Annotated in this window: 23 protein-coding genes and 2 pseudogenes; 6 read left to right on the forward strand and 19 right to left on the reverse strand. The window is 71.9% G+C overall.

All coding sequences use genetic code 11. From position 1 onward, the window contains the following. Positions 1 to 52 precede the first annotated feature (52 nt). Positions 53 to 529, forward strand: a complete 477-nt coding sequence (locus QP939_RS09955; protein WP_285456348.1) for a TspO/MBR family protein — start codon at positions 53 to 55, stop codon at positions 527 to 529. Here the strand turns inward: QP939_RS09955 and QP939_RS09960 are convergent. From QP939_RS09960 to hemB, 8 genes and pseudogenes are all read right to left on the reverse strand, one after another. Further along, complete coding sequence (locus QP939_RS09960) at positions 526 to 1,014, reverse strand: hypothetical protein (RefSeq protein ID WP_285459706.1); 489 nt, start codon at positions 1,012 to 1,014, stop codon at positions 526 to 528. The genes QP939_RS09955 and QP939_RS09960 overlap by 4 nt on opposite strands. A 30-nt stretch (positions 1,015 to 1,044) precedes the next feature. After that, on the reverse strand, positions 1,045 to 2,247 hold the full coding sequence (locus QP939_RS09965; protein WP_285456349.1) for an ABC transporter permease: 1,203 nt from the start codon (positions 2,245 to 2,247) through the stop codon (positions 1,045 to 1,047). Continuing rightward, a pseudogene (locus QP939_RS09970) lies at positions 2,244 to 2,949 on the reverse strand (ABC transporter ATP-binding protein). The gene QP939_RS09965 and the pseudogene QP939_RS09970 overlap by 4 nt, the downstream one beginning before the upstream one ends. Then, positions 2,946 to 4,211 carry an efflux RND transporter periplasmic adaptor subunit gene (locus tag QP939_RS09975; protein WP_285456351.1) on the reverse strand — a complete coding sequence of 422 codons (1,266 nt, stop codon included), beginning with the start codon at positions 4,209 to 4,211 and terminating at the stop codon, positions 2,946 to 2,948. Before QP939_RS09975 ends, QP939_RS09970 begins: the two are co-directional and overlap by 4 nt. A 62-nt stretch (positions 4,212 to 4,273) precedes the next feature. Then, positions 4,274 to 4,611, reverse strand: a pseudogene (locus QP939_RS09980) (hypothetical protein). A gap of 240 nt (positions 4,612 to 4,851) precedes the next feature. After that, positions 4,852 to 5,337, reverse strand: a complete 486-nt coding sequence (gene mce1N, locus QP939_RS09985; protein ID WP_285456353.1) for a transport-regulating membrane protein Mce1N — start codon at positions 5,335 to 5,337, stop codon at positions 4,852 to 4,854. Further along, on the reverse strand, positions 5,334 to 5,861 hold the full coding sequence (locus QP939_RS09990; RefSeq protein WP_285456355.1) for a hypothetical protein: 528 nt from the start codon (positions 5,859 to 5,861) through the stop codon (positions 5,334 to 5,336). The genes mce1N and QP939_RS09990 overlap by 4 nt, the downstream gene beginning before the upstream one ends. Before the next feature lie 17 nt (positions 5,862 to 5,878). Then, positions 5,879 to 6,850, reverse strand: coding sequence for a porphobilinogen synthase (gene hemB / locus QP939_RS09995; protein ID WP_285456356.1), 972 nt, complete (start codon positions 6,848 to 6,850; stop codon positions 5,879 to 5,881). 84 nt (positions 6,851 to 6,934) lie between these two features. Here hemB and QP939_RS10000 point away from each other — a divergent pair, with 84 nt between their 5' ends. Both QP939_RS10000 and QP939_RS10005 read left to right on the forward strand, forming a co-directional pair. After that, positions 6,935 to 7,723, forward strand: coding sequence for a DUF6597 domain-containing transcriptional factor (locus QP939_RS10000; RefSeq protein WP_285456357.1), 789 nt, complete (start codon positions 6,935 to 6,937; stop codon positions 7,721 to 7,723). Then, positions 7,720 to 8,592, forward strand: a complete 873-nt coding sequence (locus QP939_RS10005; RefSeq protein ID WP_285456358.1) for an NAD-dependent epimerase/dehydratase family protein — start codon at positions 7,720 to 7,722, stop codon at positions 8,590 to 8,592. Before QP939_RS10000 ends, QP939_RS10005 begins: the two co-directional genes overlap by 4 nt. A gap of 52 nt (positions 8,593 to 8,644) precedes the next feature. On the opposite strand, the gene QP939_RS10010 is transcribed toward QP939_RS10005, so the two are convergent. From QP939_RS10010 to QP939_RS10040, 7 genes are all read right to left on the reverse strand, one after another. After that, on the reverse strand, positions 8,645 to 10,177 hold the full coding sequence (locus QP939_RS10010; protein WP_285456359.1) for a bifunctional uroporphyrinogen-III C-methyltransferase/uroporphyrinogen-III synthase: 1,533 nt from the start codon (positions 10,175 to 10,177) through the stop codon (positions 8,645 to 8,647). A gap of 84 nt (positions 10,178 to 10,261) precedes the next feature. Next, positions 10,262 to 11,191: a hydroxymethylbilane synthase gene (gene hemC / locus QP939_RS10015; protein WP_285456363.1), complete on the reverse strand. Its 930-nt coding sequence runs from the start codon at positions 11,189 to 11,191 to the stop codon at positions 10,262 to 10,264. Positions 11,192 to 11,211: 20 nt separating this feature from the next. Next, positions 11,212 to 12,519, reverse strand: a complete 1,308-nt coding sequence (locus tag QP939_RS10020) for a glutamyl-tRNA reductase (RefSeq protein ID WP_285456365.1) — start codon at positions 12,517 to 12,519, stop codon at positions 11,212 to 11,214. Further along, entirely contained in the window at positions 12,516 to 13,418 is a 903-nt protein-coding gene (locus tag QP939_RS10025) for a redox-sensing transcriptional repressor Rex (protein WP_285456367.1), read from the reverse strand. Before QP939_RS10025 ends, QP939_RS10020 begins: the two co-directional genes overlap by 4 nt. Before the next feature lie 343 nt (positions 13,419 to 13,761). Further along, on the reverse strand, positions 13,762 to 15,312 hold the full coding sequence (locus QP939_RS10030) for a molybdopterin-dependent oxidoreductase (RefSeq protein ID WP_285456369.1): 1,551 nt from the start codon (positions 15,310 to 15,312) through the stop codon (positions 13,762 to 13,764). A gap of 64 nt (positions 15,313 to 15,376) precedes the next feature. After that, complete coding sequence (locus tag QP939_RS10035) at positions 15,377 to 15,613, reverse strand: glutaredoxin family protein (RefSeq protein WP_285456370.1); 237 nt, start codon at positions 15,611 to 15,613, stop codon at positions 15,377 to 15,379. Between the two features lie 24 nt (positions 15,614 to 15,637). Continuing rightward, positions 15,638 to 17,149 (reverse strand): AMP-binding protein, encoded by a 1,512-nt coding sequence (locus QP939_RS10040; RefSeq protein ID WP_285456372.1) that lies wholly within the window; start codon positions 17,147 to 17,149, stop codon positions 15,638 to 15,640. A 313-nt stretch (positions 17,150 to 17,462) separates the two neighbouring features. Between QP939_RS10040 and QP939_RS10045 the strand changes: the two genes are divergently transcribed. The 3 genes from QP939_RS10045 to QP939_RS10055 all read left to right on the forward strand — a co-directional run bounded on the left by QP939_RS10045 (position 17,463) and on the right by QP939_RS10055 (position 20,315). Further along, the gene (locus tag QP939_RS10045; RefSeq protein WP_285456373.1) at positions 17,463 to 18,155 is read left to right on the forward strand and encodes a sigma-70 family RNA polymerase sigma factor; all 693 of its coding nucleotides are present in this window, start codon (positions 17,463 to 17,465) and stop codon (positions 18,153 to 18,155) included. A gap of 113 nt (positions 18,156 to 18,268) precedes the next feature. Then, positions 18,269 to 19,339: a DUF5667 domain-containing protein gene (locus QP939_RS10050; protein WP_285456374.1), complete on the forward strand. Its 1,071-nt coding sequence runs from the start codon at positions 18,269 to 18,271 to the stop codon at positions 19,337 to 19,339. An 88-nt stretch (positions 19,340 to 19,427) separates the two neighbouring features. Continuing rightward, positions 19,428 to 20,315 (forward strand): HAD family hydrolase, encoded by an 888-nt coding sequence (locus QP939_RS10055; protein ID WP_225439945.1) that lies wholly within the window; start codon positions 19,428 to 19,430, stop codon positions 20,313 to 20,315. A 62-nt stretch (positions 20,316 to 20,377) separates the two neighbouring features. Here QP939_RS10055 and QP939_RS10060 read toward each other — a convergent pair whose 3' ends face one another. The 4 genes from QP939_RS10060 to QP939_RS10075 all read right to left on the reverse strand — a co-directional run bounded on the left by QP939_RS10060 (position 20,378) and on the right by QP939_RS10075 (position 23,257). Then, positions 20,378 to 21,409: a lysophospholipid acyltransferase family protein gene (locus QP939_RS10060; protein WP_285456375.1), complete on the reverse strand. Its 1,032-nt coding sequence runs from the start codon at positions 21,407 to 21,409 to the stop codon at positions 20,378 to 20,380. Positions 21,410 to 21,483: 74 nt separating this feature from the next. Beyond that, positions 21,484 to 22,527 (reverse strand): NAD-dependent epimerase/dehydratase family protein, encoded by a 1,044-nt coding sequence (locus QP939_RS10065; RefSeq protein WP_285456376.1) that lies wholly within the window; start codon positions 22,525 to 22,527, stop codon positions 21,484 to 21,486. Between the two features lie 257 nt (positions 22,528 to 22,784). Beyond that, positions 22,785 to 22,886: a 30S ribosomal protein bS22 gene (locus QP939_RS10070; RefSeq protein ID WP_007030867.1), complete on the reverse strand. Its 102-nt coding sequence runs from the start codon at positions 22,884 to 22,886 to the stop codon at positions 22,785 to 22,787. Positions 22,887 to 23,041: 155 nt separating this feature from the next. Beyond that, positions 23,042 to 23,257: a helix-turn-helix domain-containing protein gene (locus QP939_RS10075; RefSeq protein ID WP_285456379.1), complete on the reverse strand. Its 216-nt coding sequence runs from the start codon at positions 23,255 to 23,257 to the stop codon at positions 23,042 to 23,044. Positions 23,258 to 23,289: the final 32 nt, after the last annotated feature.

Consider the following 23,289-nt stretch of genomic DNA (forward strand, 5'->3'; position numbering starts at 1 on the left):
TGTGGCAAACGCGCTTAAGATGGCGGGCAGCCGCCCGGGAGGGGAACAGCCGGTGACCGAACGCGTCTCGCAGCGCAACCCGTGGCTGGTGCTGGCCGGTTTCTTCGGGGTCGTCGCCGTGGTGGCCGTCGTCGGCGCGCTGGCCGCGACGTCCGCCCGAGACGTCTACGCCCGCCTGGAGCTGCCGTCGTGGGCGCCGCCCGCGGGCCTGTTCGGTCCGGTGTGGACGGTTTTGTACGCCCTGCTCGCGCTGTCCGGCTGGCTCTACTGGCGCACCGACGGCGAGACGCGCGGGTTCGCCGCGTACGGCGTCGGCCTGCTGTTCAACCTGCTCTGGACGCCATTGTTCTTCGAGGGCGGCGCCGCCCGGCTCGCGCTGGCCGACATCCTGCTGCTGGACGTCGTCGTGGTCGTGACGATCGTGCTGTTCGGCCGCCGGTCGAAGCTCGCCGCCGCGCTGCAGGTCCCCTACCTCGCGTGGATCCTCTACGCGACCGCCCTCAACGCCGCGATCATCGCGCTCGCCTAGCGGGCGGCCTGCTGGGTGATGGCCTGCGCGGTCACCGTGCCGTCCTCGCCGGATTGGCCCTGGACGACGACGGTCGCGCCCGGCTTGAGGTCCGAGAGCTTGCCCTGCTGGGTCACGCCGACCGTGGTGGAGTCCGATGTGGACACCTTGACCTCGGTGCCCTGCGCGGTTTTCACGTACACGGTGGTGCCGTCGACGTGGTCGACCGTGCCGGTGGTGCCCCGCCCGCCCGCGCCGCGGAACCCGCCGCCCTGCTGCTGCCCGCCTTGGGTGCCCGCCTGCGTGCCGGACGGGCGGGTGGGCGTCGACGAGGACGAGGAGCCGAACGCGGCGTGCGTCCAGGCGCCGCCACCGAAGGCGACCGCGAGCACGACGAGCCCGGCGAGCACCAGCGTCGTGCGGGAAAACGGCTTCGCGGCCCGGCGCATTTCGGCGTTGAGATCACCGTCGACCGCCAGGCTGGCGACGATCTCTTCCGCGTTCATCGGAGTGGTTGACGAAGACACGAAGACTCCTTATTCGTGACGCAGGGCGTCGATCGGCCGCAGCTTGGCGGCCCGGTTCGCCGGGAAGCTGCCGAAGAACAGCCCGATCAGGGCGGATACCGCGAAGGCGAGCAGGATCGACGACGGCACCACCACGGGCTTGATCCCGGAGATGGTGAACCGGCTGCCGATCAGGCCGATCGCGACGCCGAGCAGCCCGCCGAACAGGCTGAGCATGGTCGCTTCGGCGAGGAACTGGCCGAGGATGGCCGAGCGCGGCGCGCCGATGGCCTTGCGGATGCCGATCTCGCGGATCCGCTCGGTCACCGTGACGAGCATGATGTTGGTGACGCCGATCCCGCCGACGAGCAGGGAGATCGCCGCGACCGCGGCCAGCAGCACGGTGAACGTCTCGGTCGCCGACGTCCGGGTGGCGAGCAGCTGCTCGGAGTTCTGGATCTGGTAGTCGGCGGTGCCGCCGAGCCGGATGCCGTGCCGCGCGTTGAGGATCGCGGTGATCTCCGCCTGGGCCAGCGAGACGGAGTCGGCGCTGGCGGCCTGGACGGCGATCTGGCTGAGGGTGCCGTAGCCGGCGAGTGAGTTCTGGACGGCCGAAATCGGCGCGATGGCGACGTCGTCGGCGTTCTGCAGGCCGGTGCTGCCCTTGGCCTGCAGCACCCCGATCACGGTGAACTGGATGCTGTTCAGCAGCACGTTCTTCCCGACCGGGTCGGCGGTGCCGAAGATCGACTCCGCCGTCGTCGGGCCGAGGACGACGACCTTGCGCGCGGCCGTGACGTCTTCGCCGGTGAACAGCTGGCCTTGGGCGAGTTCGCGGTTGGTCGTGGTGAAGTACGCCGGTTCGGTGCCCGCGACGCTGGGGATGTCGTACGACGTCTGCCCGTAGGTCGCGGTCGCCGTCGTGTTGACCACCGGGGAGGCGGCCTTGACGTCGGGCGCGCCGACCGGGTCGACGAGCGCGTGCGCGTCCTGAACGGTCAGCGGCCGCGCCGAGGCGCCCTGCCCGCCGCCGCGCGCCGGGGAGACGTTGACGACGTTGGTGCCGAGGCCCTGGATGCTGGCCGCGATGGCCGCCGACGCGCCGTTGCCGACCGCGACCAGCAGGATCACCGCGGCGACGCCGATGGTGATGCCGAGCGTGGTGAGCGCCGAGCGCAGCTTGTTCGCGGTGAGCCCGCGCACGGCGAAGCGCAGGATTTCGAGCAGGTTCACGAGACCGCCCCCACCGCGCGGGTCACTTCGTCGGACACGATGCGGCCGTCGTCGACGCGGACGACGCGGTGCGCGTGCTCGGCGACCTCGTCCTCGTGCGTGATGACGACGATGGTGCGGCCGAGCCGGTTGAGCCGGTCGAACACGCCGAGGACGTCCTCGGTGCTGCGCCGGTCGAGGTTGCCGGTCGGCTCGTCGGCCAGCAGCATCGCCGGCCCGGTGACCAGCGCCCGCGCCACGGCGACGCGCTGGATCTGCCCGCCGGAGAAGCTCGCTGGGCAGGTGCTTGGCCCGGTCGGACAGGCCGACCATCTCGAGCGCGGCGAGGGCGCGCCGACGGCGTTCCGCGCGCCGGAGTCCACTGTAGACTAACGGGAGTTCCACATTGGACAGCGCGGACGTCCGGCGCACGAGGTTGAACGACTGGAAGACGAACCCGATCTTCCGGTTGCGCAGCAACGCCAGTTGCCGTTCGTTGAGCTTGCCGACGCCGAAGCCGTCCAGGAGGTACTGGCCGGACGTCGGGACGTCGAGGCAGCCGAGCATGTTCAGCAGCGTCGACTTGCCCGAACCCGAGGCGCCCATGATGGCGACGTACTCGCCGGGCCACACCGTGAGGTCGACGCCGCGCAGCGCGTGCACCGCCGTTTCGCCCTCGCCGTAGGTCTTGCGCAGTCCGGAGACCGCGATCACCGGGTTCACCCGCGCCCGCCGAAACCGCCGCCGGCGCCGGTACCGCGCTGGCCGCCGCCGGGGAAGCCGCCGGTGCCGCCGCCCGGGAACCCGCCGGTCCCGGTGCCGGTGCGGCCGGTGCCCGTGCCGCTGGTCGCGGCCGTCGCGGTGAGCACGACGTTCTCGCCCTCGGTGAGCCCGGAGGTGATCTGCACGGTCGACTCGTCGCGCAGGCCGACCTGCACCTGGCGGGTGACGTTCTGGCCGTTCTCCTGCACGGTGACGACGTTGGTGCTGCCGACGGTCTGCACGGCCGCGGCGGGCACGCTCAACGCGTTTTCGGCCGTGGCGACGGTGATCACGACGCTCGCCGATTGGCCGGGCCGCAGCCCGTCCGGCGGGTCGGCCAGGGCCAGCTGGGCGCCGTAGGAGACGACGCTGCCGCTGGTCGTCGGGGTCAGGTTGACGCTGGAGACGGTGGCCTGGATCGGCTTGTCCGGCAGCGCGTTGAGCGTGACGGTGGCCTTCTGGCCCGCCTTGACCTTGCTGACGTCGATCTCGGCGACGGAGGTGTCGACCACCAGGCCGGTCAGGTTCGTGATGGTGATGAAGCCGCTGCTGGAGCTGCTGCTGCTCGACGCGGCGGCGCTGCTCGACGAGCCCTGCCCCTGGCCTCCGCTGCCGCTGCTGGACTGGGAGCCGCTGCCGCTGCTCGCCGAGCCGCTGGAGGACTGCTGGCCGACGCTGCCGTTGATCGCGGTGACGGTGCCCGCGCCGGGCGCGTAGAGCGTCGTGTTGTCGAGGGCTTGCTGCGCGGTCTGGACGTCCAGCTCGGCCTGGTCGAGCTTCGCCTGCGCCGATGTGACGCTGTTCGCGGCGGAGCTGTTCTGCCCGGTGGCCGGAGCATCCTCGGCGTCTTCGGCGGTGTCGAGGTTGTCCTGCGCCACCGCGAGGTTCGCCTTCGCGACCTGAAGCTGCTTCGCCGCCTGGGTGCTGTCGATGGTGGCGAGCTTCTGCCCGGCGCTGACCACGTCACCGACCTTGACGTCGATCGAGGTGACCTTGCCGGCCGTCGCGAAGTTCGCCGCGCCGGTGTAGCTGCTGGCGAGGGTCCCGGCCGCGGAGATGGTCTCGGTGACCGTCGCGCGCCGGACCGGCGTGCTGCGCGTCTGTGCCTGCGCCGTGTTCGGTTCGGGGCTGAACGCCTGGTATATCCCGAAACCCGCCCCGGCCAGCAGTACGACCAGAGCACCGTTGATCACCCATGCCTTCGCGGCACGCACGCGCGTCATGCGGCAACTTTGGTGCCGCCGCTTAGCAATTGACTGTTGGTTGGCTGTGCGCGAGCTGTGTATCAGGCTTTGGGTTCGCGGTGCCGGGCACGCACCGCGAGCGCGACCTGACGCACCGCGTCGACCAGCAGGATCGCGGCGAGCGTGCCGAGCCCGATGGCGGCGGCGAGCAGCCCACCGAAGTAGCGGTGCGACTCGAGCACGGCACCGTCATCGGTGCGGGTCACGACGGTGGCGACGGAGTTGTGCCAGCAGGCGTAGGCGCCCCACCCGGCGGCAACGGCGAGCACGACCTCCACGACGGCGACCAGCGTCCGCCACGGCTTGTGCAGCCGAGCGCGCGGGCCGGGTTCTTCCGGTGGCCAAGCTCGGCCCCGGTGGGCTGCGGAAGGTCGATCACGCGGGAGATTTTCTCATGCCGGGCCACCACGCGCCCGGACGACGTCTTGAATGACTCATTCAGGCCGTGCTGAAGGGGACGTTCATCGCATCTGATGCGCTGAAGGGCGCTTTCCTCGCATCTGACGGGAGCAAAGGACCCTTCAGCCCGCCGCCGGCCGGGCCGGGCTTGCGTTGCCGAGGAGCGTGCCGCAGCGGCGTCTTGAATGACTCATTCAGGTCTTCGGAGGTCCTGAATGACTCATTCACGACCTTCGCGCGAGTCGGGAGCCGGAGTCTCGTCCGCCGGGCCGCCGGTCACCCGGACGAGCCGGTCGAGCGCGTCACGCAGGGCCTCGACGTCCTTCGCCCACGCCAGCACCACCGTGCCGTCGGCGAGCTTCACCGGCAGGGAGTCGTACTTGCGCGGCACCGACCACCCGCCGCCCAGCACGCGCGCGCCCACCGGCGCACCGACGTCCGTCACCGACGACACCTGCGCGGCCGGGACCTTCTCCCGCCCCTGCCGCAGCTCCGCCGTCGTGACCTCCAGCGAGAGGAACCGCCGCCGCGCGTACACCCACGGCACCGTGATCAGGCACAGCCCGAACCCGACCGCCAGCCAGCCCACCACGTGCACCGGACCGCCCGTCGCGAGCTCCGCCAGCGCGCCGAGCAGCGCGAACACCGGGCCCCACACGACGGCGCCCCAGCTCACGCCCGACTCGGCGTAGAGCCGTTCGCTCACGGCTTGCGGCCGGCCTTCGGGAAGTAACCCGCCACCGACGGCAGGTACAGCAGCACCAGCGCGATGACGAACAGCAGCACCGCGACCAGCGTCAGGTAGTTGATGATCGGCGCGATCACGAAGATCAGCAGCAGCATCACGATCGGCAGGACCGTGAGCACCGTCCGGGCCGAGCGGGTGCCTTCGCGGGCCTTGTACGCGAACAGCAGGAACAACAGCACGAAGATGACCGAGCCGAACAGCATGTACCAGAGCCGCGACGTGACGCCGTCCGCGATGATCTGCGGCGTGTACTTCGGGTCGGTCGTCTGCTTGACGATCTGGTCGATGATCGCCGACTTGCTGGTCAGCAGCTGGACGTAGCCGAGGATCAGCACGACTCCGCCCGCCACCCACAGCCAGAACGACACGGCCACCGGACGCGGCGGCGTCACCTTCGGCGCCTGCTCGCCCGGCAGCACCGGGTCCGGTGCCCCGCCGCGCTTGCGTCGCTCGTCGTCGGTCAGGCGCTCTTTGTCGTCCACGCGAGGACTCTAGTACGTCAGTCCAGCCAGGCGGCGGCTTCGGCGGCCCAGTAGGTGAGGATCAGGTCGGCGCCCGCGCGGCGGATCGACGTCAGCACCTCGAGGACGGTCCGCTCGCGGTCCAGCCAGCCGTTCGCCGCGGCGGCTTCGACCATCGCGTACTCGCCCGAGATGTTGTACGCCGCCACCGGCACCGGCGAGATGTCCGCCGCCGCCTTGATGACGTCCAAATAGGACAGCGCGGGCTTGACCATGATCATGTCCGCGCCCTCGGCGAGGTCCAGCTCGATCTCGCGCAGCGCCTCACGCGCGTTGCCGGTGTCCTGCTGGTAGGTCTTGCGGTCGCCCTTCAGCTGCGAGTCGACGGCCTCGCGGAAGGGGCCGTAGAACGCGCTGGCGTACTTCGCCGAGTACGCGAGGATCGCCTTGTCGCGGTGCCCGGCCTCGTCGAGCGCGCGCCGGATGACGCCGACCTGGCCGTCCATCATCCCGGACGGCCCGAGCACGTGCGCCCCGGCTTCGGCCTGCGCGACCGCCATCTCGGCGTAGATGCGCAGGGTGGCGTCGTTGTCGACCGCGCCGTCGGCGTCGAGGACGCCGCAGTGGCCGTGGTCGGTGAACTCGTCGAGGCAGGTGTCGGCCATCAGCACGGTCGCGTCGCCGAGCTCGTGGCGGAGGTCGCGCAGGGCGACGTTGAGGATGCCGTGCTCGTCGACCGCGCCGGAGCCCTCGGCGTCCCGGGTCTTCGGGATGCCGAACAGCATGAGCCCGCCGACACCGGCGTTGACCGCGTCGACGGCGGCCTTCCGCAGCGTGTCCCGGGTGTGCTGCACGACGCCCGGCATGCTCGAGATCGGCCGCGGCGCGTCGAGGCCTTCGCCGACGAACATCGGGAGGATCAGCTGGCGTGGCCGCAGCGTCGTCTCACCCACCAGCCTGCGCATGGCCGGGGTGGTGCGGAGCCTGCGGGGACGATGCTCGGGGAACACCCTTACCAAGTTACTCCCGCCCTGATCGCCGGGGTTCCGCAAGGGTGCTTGACGCGGGGTCCGCGCGGACGATTCGGTACGGGGGTGACCGAGTACGTCGAACGCCTGCCCGCACCGCGGCTGGCGCCCTTCGTGCGGACGGTCTGGCTCCAGCGCACCGGTGACGAGCCGTACGTCCAGCGGCACCTGCCGACCGGCGGCGTCGAGCTGCACTTCCCGCTCGGCGGCCGCCCCCGGTTGCTGGGCCCGCTGACGTCGGCCCGGCTCGAGGTCATCCCGGCTCGCACGACCCTCGTCGGCGTCCGGTTCCACCCGGGGGCCGCGCCCCCGCTGCCGGTGCCCCTCGACGAGCTGGTCGACCAGCACGTCGACCTCGGGGACGACCACCTGGCCCACGCGATGGCCGAGGCCCCGGAGCGCGCCCTCGAGGTTCTCCAGGCCCGGCTGCGGGTGACGGCGGTGGATCCGCTGGTGGCCGAAGCAGTGCGGCTGCTGATGCCGTGGCGGCCGGTCGACATCGACACCGTCGCCGGCCACCTCGCGCTCTCCCCCAGCCAGCTGCGCCGCCGTTGCCTGCGCGCGGTGGGCGTCGCGCCGAAGGTCCTCCAGCGGACGCTGCGGTTCCAGGGGTTCCTCGCGCTGGCCCAGGCGGGCGCCGGGAGCGCGGCCGGGCTCGCCGCCGACGCCGGGTACGCCGACCAGGCCCACCTCGGCCGGGAGTGCCTCCGGCTGACCGGGTTGACCCCGCGGGAGCTGCTCGGCGGCAGCGTCGAGGAGTGCGCGTGCGGCCACGACCACTCGGCGTCCTACCTGCCGTTCCTGCGCGATTCGTTCAAGAACCCCCGGTTCGGGGTGCCTAGCCTGGCGCGATGATCCTCGTCACCGGCGGGCTCGGCATGATCGGCGCCCACACCGCCCGCGCCCTGCTCGATCTTGGCCACGACGTCGTCGTCACCGCCCACCGGCGGGTCGAGGTCCCGTCGTTCCTCGAGGGGCGGGTCACGGTCGAACAGCTCGACGTCACCGACCGCGACGCGTTCCTGGCGCTCGGCGCGCGTCACGAAATCAGCGACATCGTCCACCTCGCGGGCAGCATCCCGGGCGAGGACCCGGTCGAGTTCTTCCGCACGGACACCGCGGGGTTGCTCAACGCCCTCGACGCGGCCCGCGCCTGGGGTGTCCGGCGGTTCGCCGTCGCGAGCAGTCTGGGTGTGTACATCGGCCGTCCCGAGGTTCCGTGGACCGAAGACCTCGCGCTGCCGACGGCGTCTCTGCCGCACCTGATCATCGCGTACAAGAAGGCGGTCGAGCCGCTGACGACGCACGGCCTGGCGGGCAGCGGCGTTCAGCCGGTGGTGCTGCGGATCGGCACGATCTGGGGCCCGCTGGTGGATCCGCGGTCGCCGTTCTGCCCGATCCCCTCGCTGGTCAACACGGGAACCTCGCCCATGCACGCCGATGACGGCGGCGACGTCTGCTACGCCCCGGACGCGGGCCGCGCGATCGCCCTGCTGACCACGGTCCCGACGCTGAACCACGAGGTCTACAACGTGTCGAGCGGCCGCCCGTTCACGTACGGCGAGTTCGCTTCGGCGCTGGGTGTGACCCTCCAGCCGGGCGGCGCGAACGGCCCGTACCTGGACATCTCGCGGCTCACGGAGGACACGGGCTTCAAGCCCGAGTTCGACGTCCCGGCCTCGGTGGCCGACTACCTGAAGTGGCGCAAGGACAACCCCCGCTGAAACGAGCGAAGGCCGCCCCGGCGAACCGGGGCGGCCTTCGTCACGCAGTACTTCAGGAGCGGCGAGCCCGCTTCGCCTTGCGCGGCGGCGGCAGCGCGCCCTCAGCACGAAGCCGGGCGGCGTGCTCGGCCAGCGCGTCCACCAGGTGCGGCACGTCCGCCTTCTCCGGCTGGACGTCCACCCGCAGCCCGAACTCGACCGCGGTCTCGGCCGTCTTCGGGCCGATGCACGCCACCAGCGTGCGGGTGTGCGGCTTGCCCGCGATGCCGACCAGGTTCCGCACGGTCGAGGACGAGGTGAAGCAGACCGCGTCGAAGCCGCCGGTCTTGATCATCTCGCGGGTCTCGGCGGGCGGCGGGGCGGCCCGGACGGTCCGGTACGCCGTCACGTCGTCGATCTCCCAGCCGCGCTCGCGCAGGCCCGCCGACAGGGTCTCGGTGGCGATGTCCGCCCGCGGCAGCAGCACGCGGTCGACCGGGTCGAGCACGTCGTCGTACGGCGGGAACTCGGCCAGCAGGCCTTCCGAAGACTGCTCACCGGAGGGGACCAGCTCCGGGATGATGCCGAACGAACGCACCTTCGCCGCGGTCGACTCGCCGACGCAGGCGATCTTCACGCCGGAGAACGCGCGGGCGTCCAGGCCGAACTCCTCGAACTTCTCCCACACCGCGCGGACCGCGTTGGTGGAGGTGAAGACGATCCACTGGTAGCGGCCGTCGACCAGGCCCTTGACCGAACGCTCCATCTGCGCCGGGCTGCGGGGCGGCTCGACCGAGATCGTCGGCACCTCGTGCGACGTCGCGCCGTGGCCACGCAGGCGCTCGGCCATCTCGCCCGCCTGCTCCTTGGTGCGCGGCACCAGGACCTTCCAGCCGTACAGCGCGCGCGACTCCCACCACGACAGCTTCGAGCGGTGCCCGGCGGCCTGGCCGATCGTGACGATCAGCGGCCCGACGAGCTCGCCCGCGTCGTTGGCGACCTTCTCGAGGGTGGTGTCCAGCGTGCGCTGGGTGTTGATCGTGCCGTTCGCGGTCACCGCGACCGGGGTCGACGCCGGGACGCCGTTGCTGGTCAGCGCGCCCGCCGCCTCGGCGAGGTGCGCCGACGTCGCGTGCAGCACCAGCGGGCCGGGCGCGGCGGCCAGCGCCGCCCAGTCGACCTCGCCGCGGACGTCGACCTCGGTGTGCGTGCCGCCCAGGGCGACCCCCGCGTACGCCGGGACGGCCGCGCCCGGGGACACGCCCGGGATGACGTCGAACACGGCGCTCGTGCGCGCGACCGCCTGGACCTCGGCCACCACGGCCGGGGTGGTCAGCGGGTCGCCCGCGACCAGGCGCAGCACGAGCCGGCCGGCCTTGGCCTCGGCGGTGAGGTCCTTGGCGACCTCGGCGGCCTCGCCGACGGCGGGCCGGACCTCGGCGCCTTCGGCGGCCATGGCCAGCACCGCCTGCGGGACGTCGGGGTCGGTCACCACGACCTCGGCCTTGGTCAGCAGCTCCTGGGCACGGACCGTGAGCAGGCCGGCGTCGCCGGGGCCGGAGCCCACGAACGCTACGCGCCCGGTGGTCTTTCGCGCGGGGGTCATCTGTGCGTTTCTCCTCTTGCGGCGGCCGTGCGGGATCGCACAGCCGCAGGGTCTCCTACGTCTTGAGAAGCGCTCGCGAGAGCGCTACTGCGCGGGTCCGGAGAGGGCTCCGGCTCCGAGGTCCAGCAGCTCGGCGGCCAGGTCCTTGCCCAGCTGGGCGGCCTGGTCCTTGTCGGCCAGCGCGGAGGCCCGGACCATGTCCACCGCGCCGTTCTCGCCTTCGGCCGCGGCGGTGCCGCGCAGCGAGATCCGTTCGACGACCTTGCCGTCGGCGTCGAGATCTTCGACGATCTCGGCGAGCGCGCCCACCGGCGCGCTGCACCCCGCCTCGAGCGCGGCCAGCAGGGCTCGCTCGGCCGTCACCGCGGCCCGCGTGCCCTCGTCGTCCAAAGTGGATGCGAGCAGCTGCTCGAGGTCCACGTCGGCGGACCGGCACTCCACCGCCAGCGCGCCCTGGGCGGGCGCGGGCAGCAGCTGGATCGGGTCGAGGGTCTCGGTGATCGCCTCGACCAGGCCGACCCTGGCCAGTCCGGCACGCGCCAGGACCACGGCATCGAGCTCGCCGTCGGTCACCTTGCGCATGCGGGTGTCGATATTGCCGCGAATCGGCACGATTTCCAAACCGAGACCCAGCGCGCGCAGCTGCGCGGTGCGCCGGGCCGAGCCGGTGCCCACCGTCGAGCCCGGCGGCAGCTCGCCCAGCGTGAGCCCGTCGCGCGCGATCAGCGCGTCACGCGGGTCCTCGCGCGGGGGCACGGCGGCGAGCGTGATGCCCGGCTCCGGCGCCGTCGGCAGGTCCTTGTAGGAGTGGACGATGACGTCGACCTCGTTGCGCAGCAAGGCTTCCCGCAGCGCGGAGGTGAACACGCCGACACCGATCGTCGCGATCGGGGCCAGCGACTTGTCGCCGGGCGTGGTCACCTTGACGATCTCGACCTCGACGCCGGTGGCGCGCAGGGCGTCGGCCACGGTCCCGGTCTGGGTCAGCGCGAGCTTCGAACCGCGCGTACCCATGCGAATGACTCTGGTCACTGCTACTTCTTCTCTGGTGGGGGCTTCGGGCTCGCCACCGCGGCGGGTGCCTGCGGGTCGAGGCAGAACAGTTCTCGCAACGCGTTCGCGTAGTCGGTGTCGGCCGTCTCGGCGGCCAGCTGCTTGACCCGCACCGTCGGCGCGTGCAGCAGCTTGTCGACCACCCGGCGGACCGTGCGGCCGACCTCTTCGCGGACCGCGCCGTCCAGCTCGGGCAGGCGGTTGTCCAGCCGCAGCAGCTCGGCGTCGACGACCTCGGCCGCGCGGCGGCGCAGCGCGGTCACGGTCGGCGTCACCTCGGCGCTGCGCTGCCCGGCGAGGTAGTCGCGGACCTCGTCGAGGACGATCCCGGTCGCCTTGGCCGTCTGGCGCTCGGTGGTCGGGGTCCCTGCCTCGCGCATGCGGCGCTGGATGGTGGCCAGGTCGACGACGCGGACGTCGGCCAGCTCGCCGACCGCCGGGTCGACGTCGCGGGGCAGGCCGAGGTCGCAGACGACCAGGGCACGTCCGCCGCGCGGCAGCACGTGGGCCGGGCCGAAGACGGCGTCCTGCGCGCCGGTGCAGCAGATCACGATGTCGGCGTCGCGCACCGCTTCGGCGACCCCGGACAGCGGGATCGCGCGGGCGGGCACGCCCTGCTCGGTGACGTTCGCGGCGAGGCGGCGGGCGCGGGCGTCGGTGCGGTTGGCGACGGTGATCTCGCCGATCCCGGCCTTGCGCAGCTGCGACGCGCTCAGCGCGCCCATCGAACCGGCACCGACGATGACGGCGTGCTTGCCGGCGACGTCCCCGGCCGCGGCGAGCGCCTCGGAGACGACCGACGCGCCGAGCTGGTCGAGGCCCGTCTCGCTGTGCACGCGCTTGCCGACGCGCAGCGTGGTCTGGATCAGCTCGTGCAGCGTGCGGCCGACGGTGCCCACCTCGCGCGCGGTGGCGTAGGCGGACCGGACCTGGCCGAGGATCTGCGTCTCGCCGACGACCATCGAGTCCAGGCCCGAGGTGACCGAGAACAGGTGCTCGACGGCCGCCCCGGCGTAGTGCACGTACAGGCTGTCGTAGAGCTCGGCGGGTTCCATCCCGGCCTGGCGGGACAGGACGTCGGTGACGTCGTTGAGGCCGCCGTGGAAGGTCTCGACGACCGCGTAGACCTCGATGCGGTTGCACGTCGAGACGAGCATGACCTCATTGACGTGCTCGGCCTGCTGCAGCTCGTGCAGCAGCTTGCCGACCTCGGGCGCGGGGACCGCGACGCGCTCCAGCGTGCTCAGCTCCGCACTCCGGTGCGAAAGACCGACCGCCAACACGCTCATGAGCGCACCACCATTTCCCGTCCGCCGTCCGGACCCGACCCGTTCCGCCCGCCGTGGCCATTCTCGGACGGCAGGCCCGTGCCGGGTAATCCGGAATTGCCCTGATTGCCGGCGTCGTCCGCGCGGCGGGCCACATGGAACGAGAGTATCTGCAGCTCCACGGCCAAATCCACTTTGCGGACCTCGATGTGAGCAGGAACCTGCAACACGACCGGGGCGAAGTTGAGGATGCACTGGACACCGCCCGCGACCAGGCGGTCACACACCGATTGCGCGGCGGTGGGCGGGGTGGCGATGACGCCGATGGAGATGCCGCGCTCGGCGCACACCCGGGGGATGTCGTCCATGTGCGACACCGGGAGCCCGCCGACCGGCACCCCGATCAGGTCGGGGTCCAGGTCGAACAGGGCTTCGACCGGGAACCCGCGGCCCGGGAAGCCGCCGTAGTTGGCCAGCGCGTGGCCGAGGTTGCCGATGCCGACCACGGCCACTTTGTGCTGCCGGGTGAGGCCGAGGATGCGCTCGATCTGGCTGACCAGGACGCCGACTTCGTAGCCGACCCCACGCGTGCCGTACGAGCCGAGGTAAGAGAGGTCTTTGCGCAATTTCGCGGAATTGACGCCCGCGGCTTGCGAGAGTTCTTCGCTCGAAACGGTCGTCGCGCCCTGTTCGGACATTCCGGACAGCACGCGGAGGTAGACGGCGAGCCGCGCGACGGCGGCTTCGGGGATCTGCTTCGCCCGGACGGCCTCGGGGGCATCCCCGGTGCGCTCGGCCGGGACTGCCGGCATCTCGGCGGTGGGCGCGTTGTCGGCGTCCGGGGCGGCTTGACGGCGGGGCCGTCGTGGCACCCGGCCCGGGGAGTCCGCTCCGTCGCGCCTCCCCCGCTGTGTCACCACGCCCGTCGTCTCCTGCCCGCTGTGCACCCGGCGGCCATCGCCACGGCCGGTCCGAACTGTGTCTTGACCCAGGGCCCGAGGTCCGGTTCGATGGCGGACCGCCCGGGGGCGATGGCCCTACGGTAGACCACTTGTGAACGCGCGCACAAAGTCACTGGTCGGAGGCGGTTCCAGGCCGCGCACGATCATGACGCGGTGTCAGAATCCTTGCCCGCCAGGCACTTCCGCGTTAACTCGCCCCAAGCGCCCCAATGTGGCCTTCGGTGCGTCAGACGCAACCAAGGCGGCCTTCGGTGCGTCAGACGCAACCAAGGCCGCCTTGGGGCGCTTGGGGCCGAGCGGGTCAGCTCGCGTCGAGGGTCACCGAGTGCCAGCCGGTCGCGCCGTCCGGGACCGGGTCGGCGCGGTTCTCCGTCTGCGTGTAGCCGTCCTGGTCGGTCGCCCGGACGGACGCCTGGTGCGTCCCCTTCGGCACGTCCAGCTCGATCCACCACATCCGCCAGGTGTCCTTGCTCACCTCGGCCGAGAGCGTCGCCGGTTGCCACGCGCCCTGGTCCAGCCGGACCTCGACCTTCGCGATGCCGGTGTGCTGCGCCCACGCCGTCCCGGCCAGCCGGACCTTGCCCGCGCTCACGCGCGCGAAGCCGCTCGGCGTGTCGATCCGGGACTCGGTCTTGATCGGCGCCTGCTCGGCCCAGCCGCGGCTGAGCCAGTACGCCTGCCGCGCGTCCCACTTGGTGAACTCCAGCGACTCGACCCACTTCGTCGCCGACACATAGCCGTACAGGCCGGGGATGACGATCCGCGCCGGGAAGCCGTGCTCGACCGGCAGCGGCTCGCCGTTCATGCCGATCGCCAGCATCGCGCCGCGCTGGGGGTCGAGCGCGACGTTCGCCGGGGTGCCGCACGTCCAGCCGTCGACGCTGGTGGCGAACATCTGCTCGGCGCCCGCCTGCACCCCGGCTTCGTCGAGCAGGTCGACGAGGTCGACGCCGAGCCAGGTCGCGTTCGAAATCAGCGGCCCGCCGACCTCGTTGGACACGCACGTGAGCGTCACCCGCCGCTCGACCAGCGGCCGGTCGCGGATGTCGGCGTAGGAGAAGCTCACCTCGCGGTCGACCATCCCGTGCACGCGGAGGCTCCAGTCCTCGGTGCGGATCTGCGGCACGACCAGCGCGGTGTCGATGCGGTAGAAGTCCGGGTTCGGCGTGATGAACGGCGGCGAGCCGAGCTTCGCGAAGTCGGCGTCCGCGGGCAGCGGCGGCGCGGTCCGCGCCGGGACGAGCGCCCCGACGGCGGCCCGCGAGTCCTCGGCGTTCGTGCTGGTCCCGGCGAACTGCCCGACGACGGCGGCGACCCCCGACCCCGCGGCCACCCCCACCGAAGCCTGCAGGAACTTCCGCCGGTCGAAGCCGCGGTCGTGCACCTCCTCCGGCGGCAGCGCCATCCGGTGCAGGAGCGTGAACACCGTGAGCCCCGCGACCAGGGCCGCGACCGGCGCCAGCAGGGAGACCTGGCCGAGGTCGCTGCGTGCGTAGACCGCGGCCACCCCGGCCGCGCCGAGCACGAACACGAGGATCTGCCCGGCCCGCGGCGTCCGGCGCGAGAGCTGCCCGGCCAGCAGGGCGAGCAGCACCAGCACGACGGCCAGCCCGATCTTGAGCACCGGCTTGTCCCAGGTGCCCAGCGTCCGCTCGGCCCACTTCACGATGCCGGTCGGGCTGTGGTCGATGACGTAGTTGGCCACCGCGATGAACGGCGAGGCCGTGTACCCGACGAACCCCGCGACGAGGTGCCCGACGCCCAGCGCCGCGGCGAGCGCGAGGAGCCCGATCAGCGTCGCTACCGGCAGCGAAAGGCGGCGCGGTGGCGCGTCCTGCAACGTGGTGGTCACGTCTCCATCTTCGGAGCGCGAACGCGAAGCGGCTGCCGGATCGGGCTTACGGACGTGTTACGGCTCAGGCCAGCGCCCGCCGCAGCCGGTCCTCCTCCACCCGCCAGTACCCGTGCTCGGCGCCGTCGACCAGGATCACCGGCACGCGGTCGCCGTACTCGGCGCGCCACTCCGGGTCCGTGTCGACGTCCTCGGTCTTCCACGCGACGCCGAGTTCGCCGCAGATCCGGGCGACGTCGGCCTCCGCGACCTCGCAGAGGTGGCAGCCCTCGCGGCCCATGACCGTCACTTCGTGCGCCATGACGTCCTTCATATCTCAGCCTTCCTACCGCAGCCGCAGGCGGCGCAGCTTCCCGGTGGCCGAGTGCGGCAGCGACTCGGCGAACTCGACCAGGTGCGGCACCTTGTACCCGGCCAGGTGGGCCGCGCAGTGGTCGACGACCTGCTGTTCGGACAGCGCCGCCCCGGCCGCGGGCACGACGAACGCCTTCACCGCTTCGCCGCTGCGCTCGTCGACCACGCCGACGACGGCGGCCTCGGCCACCTCCGGCAGCTGCCCGATGACCTCCTCCACCTCGTGCGGGAAGACGTTGAAGCCGTTGACGATGATCAGGTCGTTGGCCCGGTCGACCAGGTGCAGGTCGCCGTCGGTGTCGAGGTAGCCGACGTCGCCGGTGCGGAACCAGCCCTCGTCGTCGGGACCGTGGGCACCGTCGGGCCAGTAGCCGGAGAAGAGGTTGGCGCCGCGGATCGACACGAGCCCGGTCTCGCCTTCGGCCTCGAAGACGTCGTCGACGTCGTCCGGGTCGAGCGGGACGGCCTGGTCGGTGCCGTCGCTGTCGACCAGCCGCAGCTCGATCCCGGGCAGCGGCCGCCCGACCGAGCCCGGCTTCGGGTAGCCGGTGACCAGCGTCGACGTCACCACCGGGGCGCATTCGGTGAGGCCGTAGCCCTCGTAGACGTCCAGGCCGGAGGCCTCGCGGATGGCGGTCAGCACCTTCGGGTGCAGCGGCGCGGCCCCGGACGTCATCTTCCGGACGGTGGCCAGCCCCTGCCGCAGCTCCTCGGCGCCGAGCGCGGCGAACTCGGCGTACATCGTCGGGACGCCGGTGATCGAGGTGACGCCGTGTTCGGCGCATTCGTCGAGCGTGCGCTGCGCCTCGAAGCGCTCGGACAGGATCGCGGTCGCGCCGACGGCGATGGCCTGCAGCAGGCCGGGCCCGAGGCCGTAGACGTGGAAGAGCGGGATGGTGATGAGCACGCGGTCGTCGTGCTCGAGCACGCCCTCGACGCCGCTGAGCTGCTCCAGGTTCGCCAGCAGCGCGCGGTGCGACAGCATCACGCCGCGCGGCGGGCCGGTGGTGCCCGAGGTGTAGGAGACGACGGCGATGTCCTCGCCCGCGCGGCCCGCGTCGACGAATTCGACTACTCCATCCGGGTCGGGTTCCGGCGTGAGGCCGCTCACGCCGTCCGGCAGCTCGGTGTCGGCGACGCGTTCGATGACAACCTTGGCACCGCTGTGCGCGAGGAGCTTCTCCAGCTCGGGTCCGGGCGCCTGCGGCGACATCGGCACGACGATCGCGCCGGCCTTCAGCGCGCCGAAGAAGGCGACCACGAAGTCCACCGACGTCGGCAGCCGCAGCGCGACCCGGTCGCCGGGTTCGACACCGGCGTCCGCGAGGCGCCTGGCCTGGGCCTGGGCGGCGGCGTCGAGCCGGGCGAAGGTGAGGCCGCGCCCGCTCCCGGTCTCGCGCACGGCGGGGTGGTCCGGCCACGTCGCCGCGGCCCGTGTGAGCAGCCCGCCGACCCCCGACTGCGTCCCGTCTCCGGCACTCACCCGCGACCCACCTCTCCTCGCCCGGCCAAAACCGTTGCAAGTCTGTCATTCGGAGCGACGTCATGGGTGCTGACCGCGAGCGTCGCTCCTTCGCAACCCCGGAGCCACTACCTACTTCGCGGTAACTACACGTATGCTGCACTGCGTCGCGGGGTGGTGTTGATCACCACCGCGGCCGGAGAGAGGGAGTCGCCGTGACGAACTTGCCTGCCCACGGGGTCGTGGGGCACGCGAGCCGGCAGGCCCCTGCTCGTCCGGGTTCCGGGGGTACCGTGGCCCACTGGGTCAGAGCCGCCGCCGGAGGTGCCGCCCGATGACCGTGCCGACCACCGTGAGCCGCGGGCCCGTCTTCATGTTCGCCGAGCGCGTCTTCGGCCGGTCGTCCGCCGTGCCGCTGAGCAGGCAGTCCGCCGACGAGGAACGGGCCGAGGCGGCCAAGGCCGAGGCCTGGGACCTGGTGCGCGCCGCCCAGGACGGCGACTCGTCCGCGTTCGGCCGGCTCTACGACCGCTACGTCGACGTCGTCTACCGGTACGTGCTCTTCCGCCTCGGCGACCGCGACCTCGCCGAGGACGTCACCAGCGAGACGTTCCTGCGCGCGCTGCGCCGGATCACGTCGGTGAGCTACCAGGGGCGTGACGTCGGCGCCTGGTTCGTCACCATCGCCCGCAACCTGGTGCTCGACCACGTGAAGTCGAGCCGGTTCCGCCTCGAGGTCGTGACCGACGAGGTGACCGAGCCGGGTTCGGCGCCGTTCAGCGTCGGCGCGGCCGTGCAGGCCGGTCCCGAGCAGGAGGCGATCAGCCGCGCGACCCGCACCGAGCTGCTGCGGTGCGTCGCCGAGCTGGGCGACGACCAGCGGGAGTGCATCGTCCTGCGGTTCCTGCAGGGCCTGTCGGTGGCGGAGACGGCCGAGATCATGAACCGCAACGAAGGCGCGATCAAGGCGTTGCAGCACCGCGCGGTACGCCGTTTGGCACAACTTCTGCCGACCGGATTGCGCTGATCCCGCGAACTTTTCTGCCCGTCGACCGAAACCGGTAACCCTGACGGCTTCTGGATCGTTACTCCTGCCAGACCGGTGTCAGGACCGGCCTGGGCCCTGGATGGAGCAGCGCAGTGAGGTTTGCGCGTGAGCGAGCCGAGATCGAGCGGTTCGCGCGTGCCCTGGAGCCGTCCCCCACGCGGCGGGACGGCGAGTTCGCCGACGAGCTGGCTCTCGTCGGCGCCCTGCGCGAGCTCGGCGCGGCCGGGGCCCCGGACCTGGAGACGCGGCAGCGGATCCGCGCGGAGATCGCGGGCCGCCTGGAGACGGCGGCGGCCACCACCCCGCGTCGGAGGTGGCGGCCGCGGACCGCCGACCTGGTGGCCGCCGCGTTGTTCCTCGTCCTCATGCTGTCCGGGCTGACGCTCGTGCTGTCCCGGAACGCGTTGCCCGGTGACGCGCTGTACGGCGTGAAGCGTGCCGGGGAGTCCACGGCGCTTGGCCTGACCTTCGGCGACGAGGCGAAGGCGCGCAAGCACCTCGAGTTCGCCACGAACCGGATCACCGAGCTCGGCGAGCTGGCCGCCCAAGGCGCGAGCGAGGCCGACTACCGCACCGCCTACGACGACTTCGCCGCCGACCTGCGGGCCGGCGTCGCCCAGCTGGCGGCCGTGGCGACCAGCGACGGCGGCGGCGCGCAGGAGCTCTCGGACGTCCGCCTGTGGGCGCGGAACCAGGCGGCGCGGCTGGCTTCGCAGCCCCTCCCGGCCGACGCGTCGACCGTGTTCGGCCACGTGCGCGAGCTGCTCGGCAAGGTGCAGGATCGCGCGGATGGGCTGGCCGCGCGGATGAGCTGCTACGAGATCACCACCGGCGCGTTCGACGATCTGGGCCCGCTGCCCGCGACCGGTGCGTGCACGCAGCGGCCGACGCCGTCCGCCGGCAGCGTCCCGACGTCGGAGCCGACGGCGCCGTCTTCGGCCGAGAGCACCGCGCCGACGCCGACGGGGACGCAGCTGCCGCCGTCGGACGCGGCGGCGACCCCGGGCATCCCGGCGCCGACGGGCGGCGTCACGCCACCGCCGGTGTTCGGCGGGGCGACGACGACGCCGCGACCGCCGGTGACGACGACCACATCCCCGCCGCCGCCACTGGTTTCCCTGCCGCCGCTGCTGCCGGGCCTGCCCCCGATCGTGATCGGCTGAGGTCCGGGCCACACCTGCGACGGCGCGGTGGGCGGCTCGCTACCCTGTGCGAAGGACCGGGACATGGGCAGACCTGGAGGCGGTGTGCGTGTCAGCTTGGCGTGGCAGGGATAAGAGTCAGGAGCTGGAACGGCTCGCCACGCTCGCGGGCGAGGCGTCGGCCGAGGCCGCCCACGCCCTCTCCGAACCCCCCGCGCCGCCGGCCCCGCCGGACCTGACGGCGGCCGCGTTCTTCGACGTCGACAACACGATGATGATGGGCGCGTCGATCTTCTACTTCGCCCGCGGACTCGCCGCGCGGAAGTTCTTCACGTCGTCCGACCTGGCCGGGTTCGTCTGGGGCCAGATCAAGTTCCGGCTCGGCGGCCGCGAGAACAAGGAAGACATCAAGACCCACCGCGAGCGCGCACTGTCCTTTGTGGCCGGCCGCACGGTGGCGGAGCTGACGTCGATCAGCGAAGAGATCTACGACGAGCTGATGGCGGACAAGATCTGGAGCGGCACGCGCGCGCTGGCCCAGATGCACCTGGACGCCGGCCAGCGCGTCTGGCTGGTGACGGCAACCCCGATCGAGCTGGCGGCGATCATCTCGCGCCGCCTCGGCCTCACCGGAGCGCTCGGCACGGTGGCCGAGACCCGCGACGGCGTGTACACGGGCCGCCTGGTCGGCGACCTGCTGCACGGCCGCGCGAAGGCCCACGCGGTGCGTGCGCTGGCGTCGCGTGAGGGCCTGAACCTCAAGCGCTGCACGGCGTATTCGGACTCGGCCAACGACATCCCGATGCTGTCGGCGGTGGGCACGGCGGTGGCGGTGAACCCGGACGGCGGCCTGCGCGACGTCGCCCGCGCGCGCGGCTGGGAGATCCGCGACTTCCGAACGGGCCGCAAGGCGGCGAAGATCGGCGTGCCGTCGGTGCTGGGCGCCGGAGCGTTGGCAGGCGCGGTGGCGGCCGGAATGGCCTACCGCCGCCGCTGACCTGGGCGCACGTTGTCGTGAGTGTTTAGGGCGGTTAGAACCGCCCTAAACACTCACGAGCGTCAGCCGCGGAAGACGGACTTCCGCTGGGAAAGGCGCCGGTACAACGTCTGCTGGATCGACTCGCGCACCTGGTCGGTCAGCTGGAAGACGAGCATCGGGTCCTCGACGGCGTCCGGCTCGAACTCGTCCGTGCGGATCGGCTCGCCGAACTCGATGCTCCACTTCGTCGGCAGCGGGATCGCGCCCAGCAGGCCGAAGTGCGGGAAGAACGGCGTCACCGGGAAGTACGGCAGCCCGAACATCCGGGCCAGCAGCTTGATGTCGCCGAGCTTCGGGTAGATCTCCTCGGCGCCGATGACCGACACCGGGATGATCGGCACGCCCGCGCGGACCGCCGCCGACACGAAGCCGCCGCGGCCGAAGCGCTGCAGCTTGTACCGGGACGAGAACGGCTTGCCGACGCCCTTGAAGCCCTCCGGCCACACGCCGACCAGCTGGCCGTCGCGCAGCAGGCGTTCCGCGTCCGCGTTGCAGGCCAGCGTCTGCCCGGACTTGCGGGCGAACGAGCCCACCAGCGGCAGCTGGAACACCAGGTCGGCGCCGAGGCCGCGCAGGTGGCGGCCGCCGGTTTCGTCGTGCACCGCGACCGCCGTCATCAGCGAGTCCAGCGGCACCGTGCCCGAGTGGTTGGACACCAGCAGCGCGCCGCCCGACAACGGGAGGTTCTCGACGCCGAAGGTGTCCACGCGGAACCACTTCTTGTACAGCGCGCGCAGCGGCGGCAGGAACACCGCGTCGGTCAGCTCGGCGTCGAAGCCGAACTCGTCGACGGTGTAGTCGCCGGTCAGGCGGTCGCGGAGGAAGCCGAGCGCCGAGCGGGCGGCGTCGGAGAGCACTTCGGGCGCTTGCGCCACCCGGTCCGCGCCGGGGAAGGCGACGACCGGCGCGTCCTCCCGTGCCGCCGCTTCCTGCTCACGGAGGTCGCGTTCGGCCTCCAGCGCTTCCGGCTTTTCCCGGCCCGGTCCGTGCAGGGGGATGACCTGCGCCTCGGCACCGCCCACCGTTCCCGCCTCGCTTTCGAAGTCGTTCAAGTCGTGCGGTCTGCGACAACCGGAGCTCCGCTCCGAGCCGGGGGCTCCGCCACCCGGCCCCCCGAAAGATGCGGTCACCGGCTCTGTCCCGTCGCGGCCGCGACGAGAACTTTCCCGGCCAAGCCCGCCAGCTTGCCGCCGTCGAGGACCGGCCTCAAGCCGCGCCCGACGATGTAGTCGTCGAACGCCTCGCGCGTGGTCCACCGCGGGGTGTACCCGAACTCGTTCTTCAGCTTGGTGATGTCGACGACCCGGCCGAAGTTCAGCAGCCGGACCTGGTCGGCGGAGAAGTCGACCACGCGGGCCCCGCGCAGGACCTTGCCGACCGACGGCACCACGCTCCGCGGCATCGGCAGCTCGACCCGGCCCGCTCGCCGGATCGCCTGCGAGAGGGTGAGTACCCCCTCCGAACCGACGTTGAACACGCCGGGTTTGTCGTCCAGGGCCGCGCGTTCCAGCACCGCCAGCGCGTCCGACGAATGCAGCAGCTGGATGCGGGCGTCGTAGCCGAAGACCGTTGGTACGACTGGCAGCGCGAAGTAGCGCGAAAGGACGGTGTCGGTCGACGGGCCGATGATGTTGGCGAAGCGGAACAGCGTCGTGGTGATGTCGGGGCGGCGGCGCACCAGGCCGCGGACGTAGCCCTCCATCTCGACGGCGTCCTTCGCGTACCCGCTGCTCGACGTCGGGATCAGCTCGGAGTCCTCGGTGAACACCGCCTGCGAGCGGGCGCCGGCGCCGTAGACGGCCGCCGTCGACTTCACCACCAGCTTGCGGACCAGCGGCGAGCGCTGGCAGGCGGCCAGCAGCCGCATGGTGCCGATGACGTTGACTTCCTTGATCGCGGTGCGGCGGCCCGGCCCGGCCGGGTGCGCGGTGCACGACGCGTGCACCACGGTGTCCACTTTGGCCGTGCTGATCACCTTGGCGATCAACGGGTTCCGGATGTCCGCGCGCACGAACTCCGCGTGGCCCATGCGCTGCAGCACCGTCTTGTCCGGGGCGACCGTGTCGACACCGATGACCCGCTCGAAGTCGGGGTTGTTGCCCAGCCGGGCGAGGAGCTTCCCGCCCAGTTCCCCGGCGACTCCGGTGACGAGCACGATGTTCGACGGCATGCGACTCCCTGAGGCGTAGGGCGTGGTGGGGGTGGACGATCACCCGAAGTGCGCGGGCCTGCACTCGCTGGAAGCATCGCGCGGACGCCCTTGAGATGTTACCGCTCTTCAGTGGTAGCTCAGGGGTGTCTTACGTGCTATTAACCGCCATTCCCCCGGAATGCGACGAAGACCTCACTCGAACGGGGGGAACCGGTCCACCACATGGACGTGGCCCGCCCAGAGACTGGACGGGCCACGGCTACGCTCGGCTGGGCTTACTTGCCGGCCTTGCGACGCTGCACTCGCGTGCGGCGCAGCAGCTTGCGGTGCTTCTTCTTCGACATGCGCTTGCGGCGCTTCTTGATCACAGAGCCCATGGGCGCTCCTTAGGTCGTCGTCGGTCACGCTGCCCGGCGCAGCGTCCAACGGGTGGAGCGCACAGGCACGAGCGGTTTTCCAGGTTACCCGGCACCCGGTGCGGGCCGGTCGGCGGGCACGCCGTAAGGCGACGTGCCGCCGGCCGCGACGGGGTTCACCCCACGTCGTAGTAAGCGCCCTGGAGGTACTCGTGCACTGCTTTTTCCGGCACCCGGAAGGACTTCCCGACCCTGACGGCGGGCAGCTCACCCGAGTGCACGAGACGGTAGACGGTCATCTTGGAGACCCGCATCAGCGTGGCCACCTCGGCGACCGTCAGGAACTGGACCTGCCCGACTGCGGGCAGCTCCTCCTTCTTGTTCGGCGACATGTTTACCGCGTCCTTCGACACGTGTCGCGCCA

Source organism: Amycolatopsis nalaikhensis, assembly GCF_030264295.1.
Taxonomy (GTDB): domain Bacteria; phylum Actinomycetota; class Actinomycetes; order Mycobacteriales; family Pseudonocardiaceae; genus Amycolatopsis; species Amycolatopsis nalaikhensis.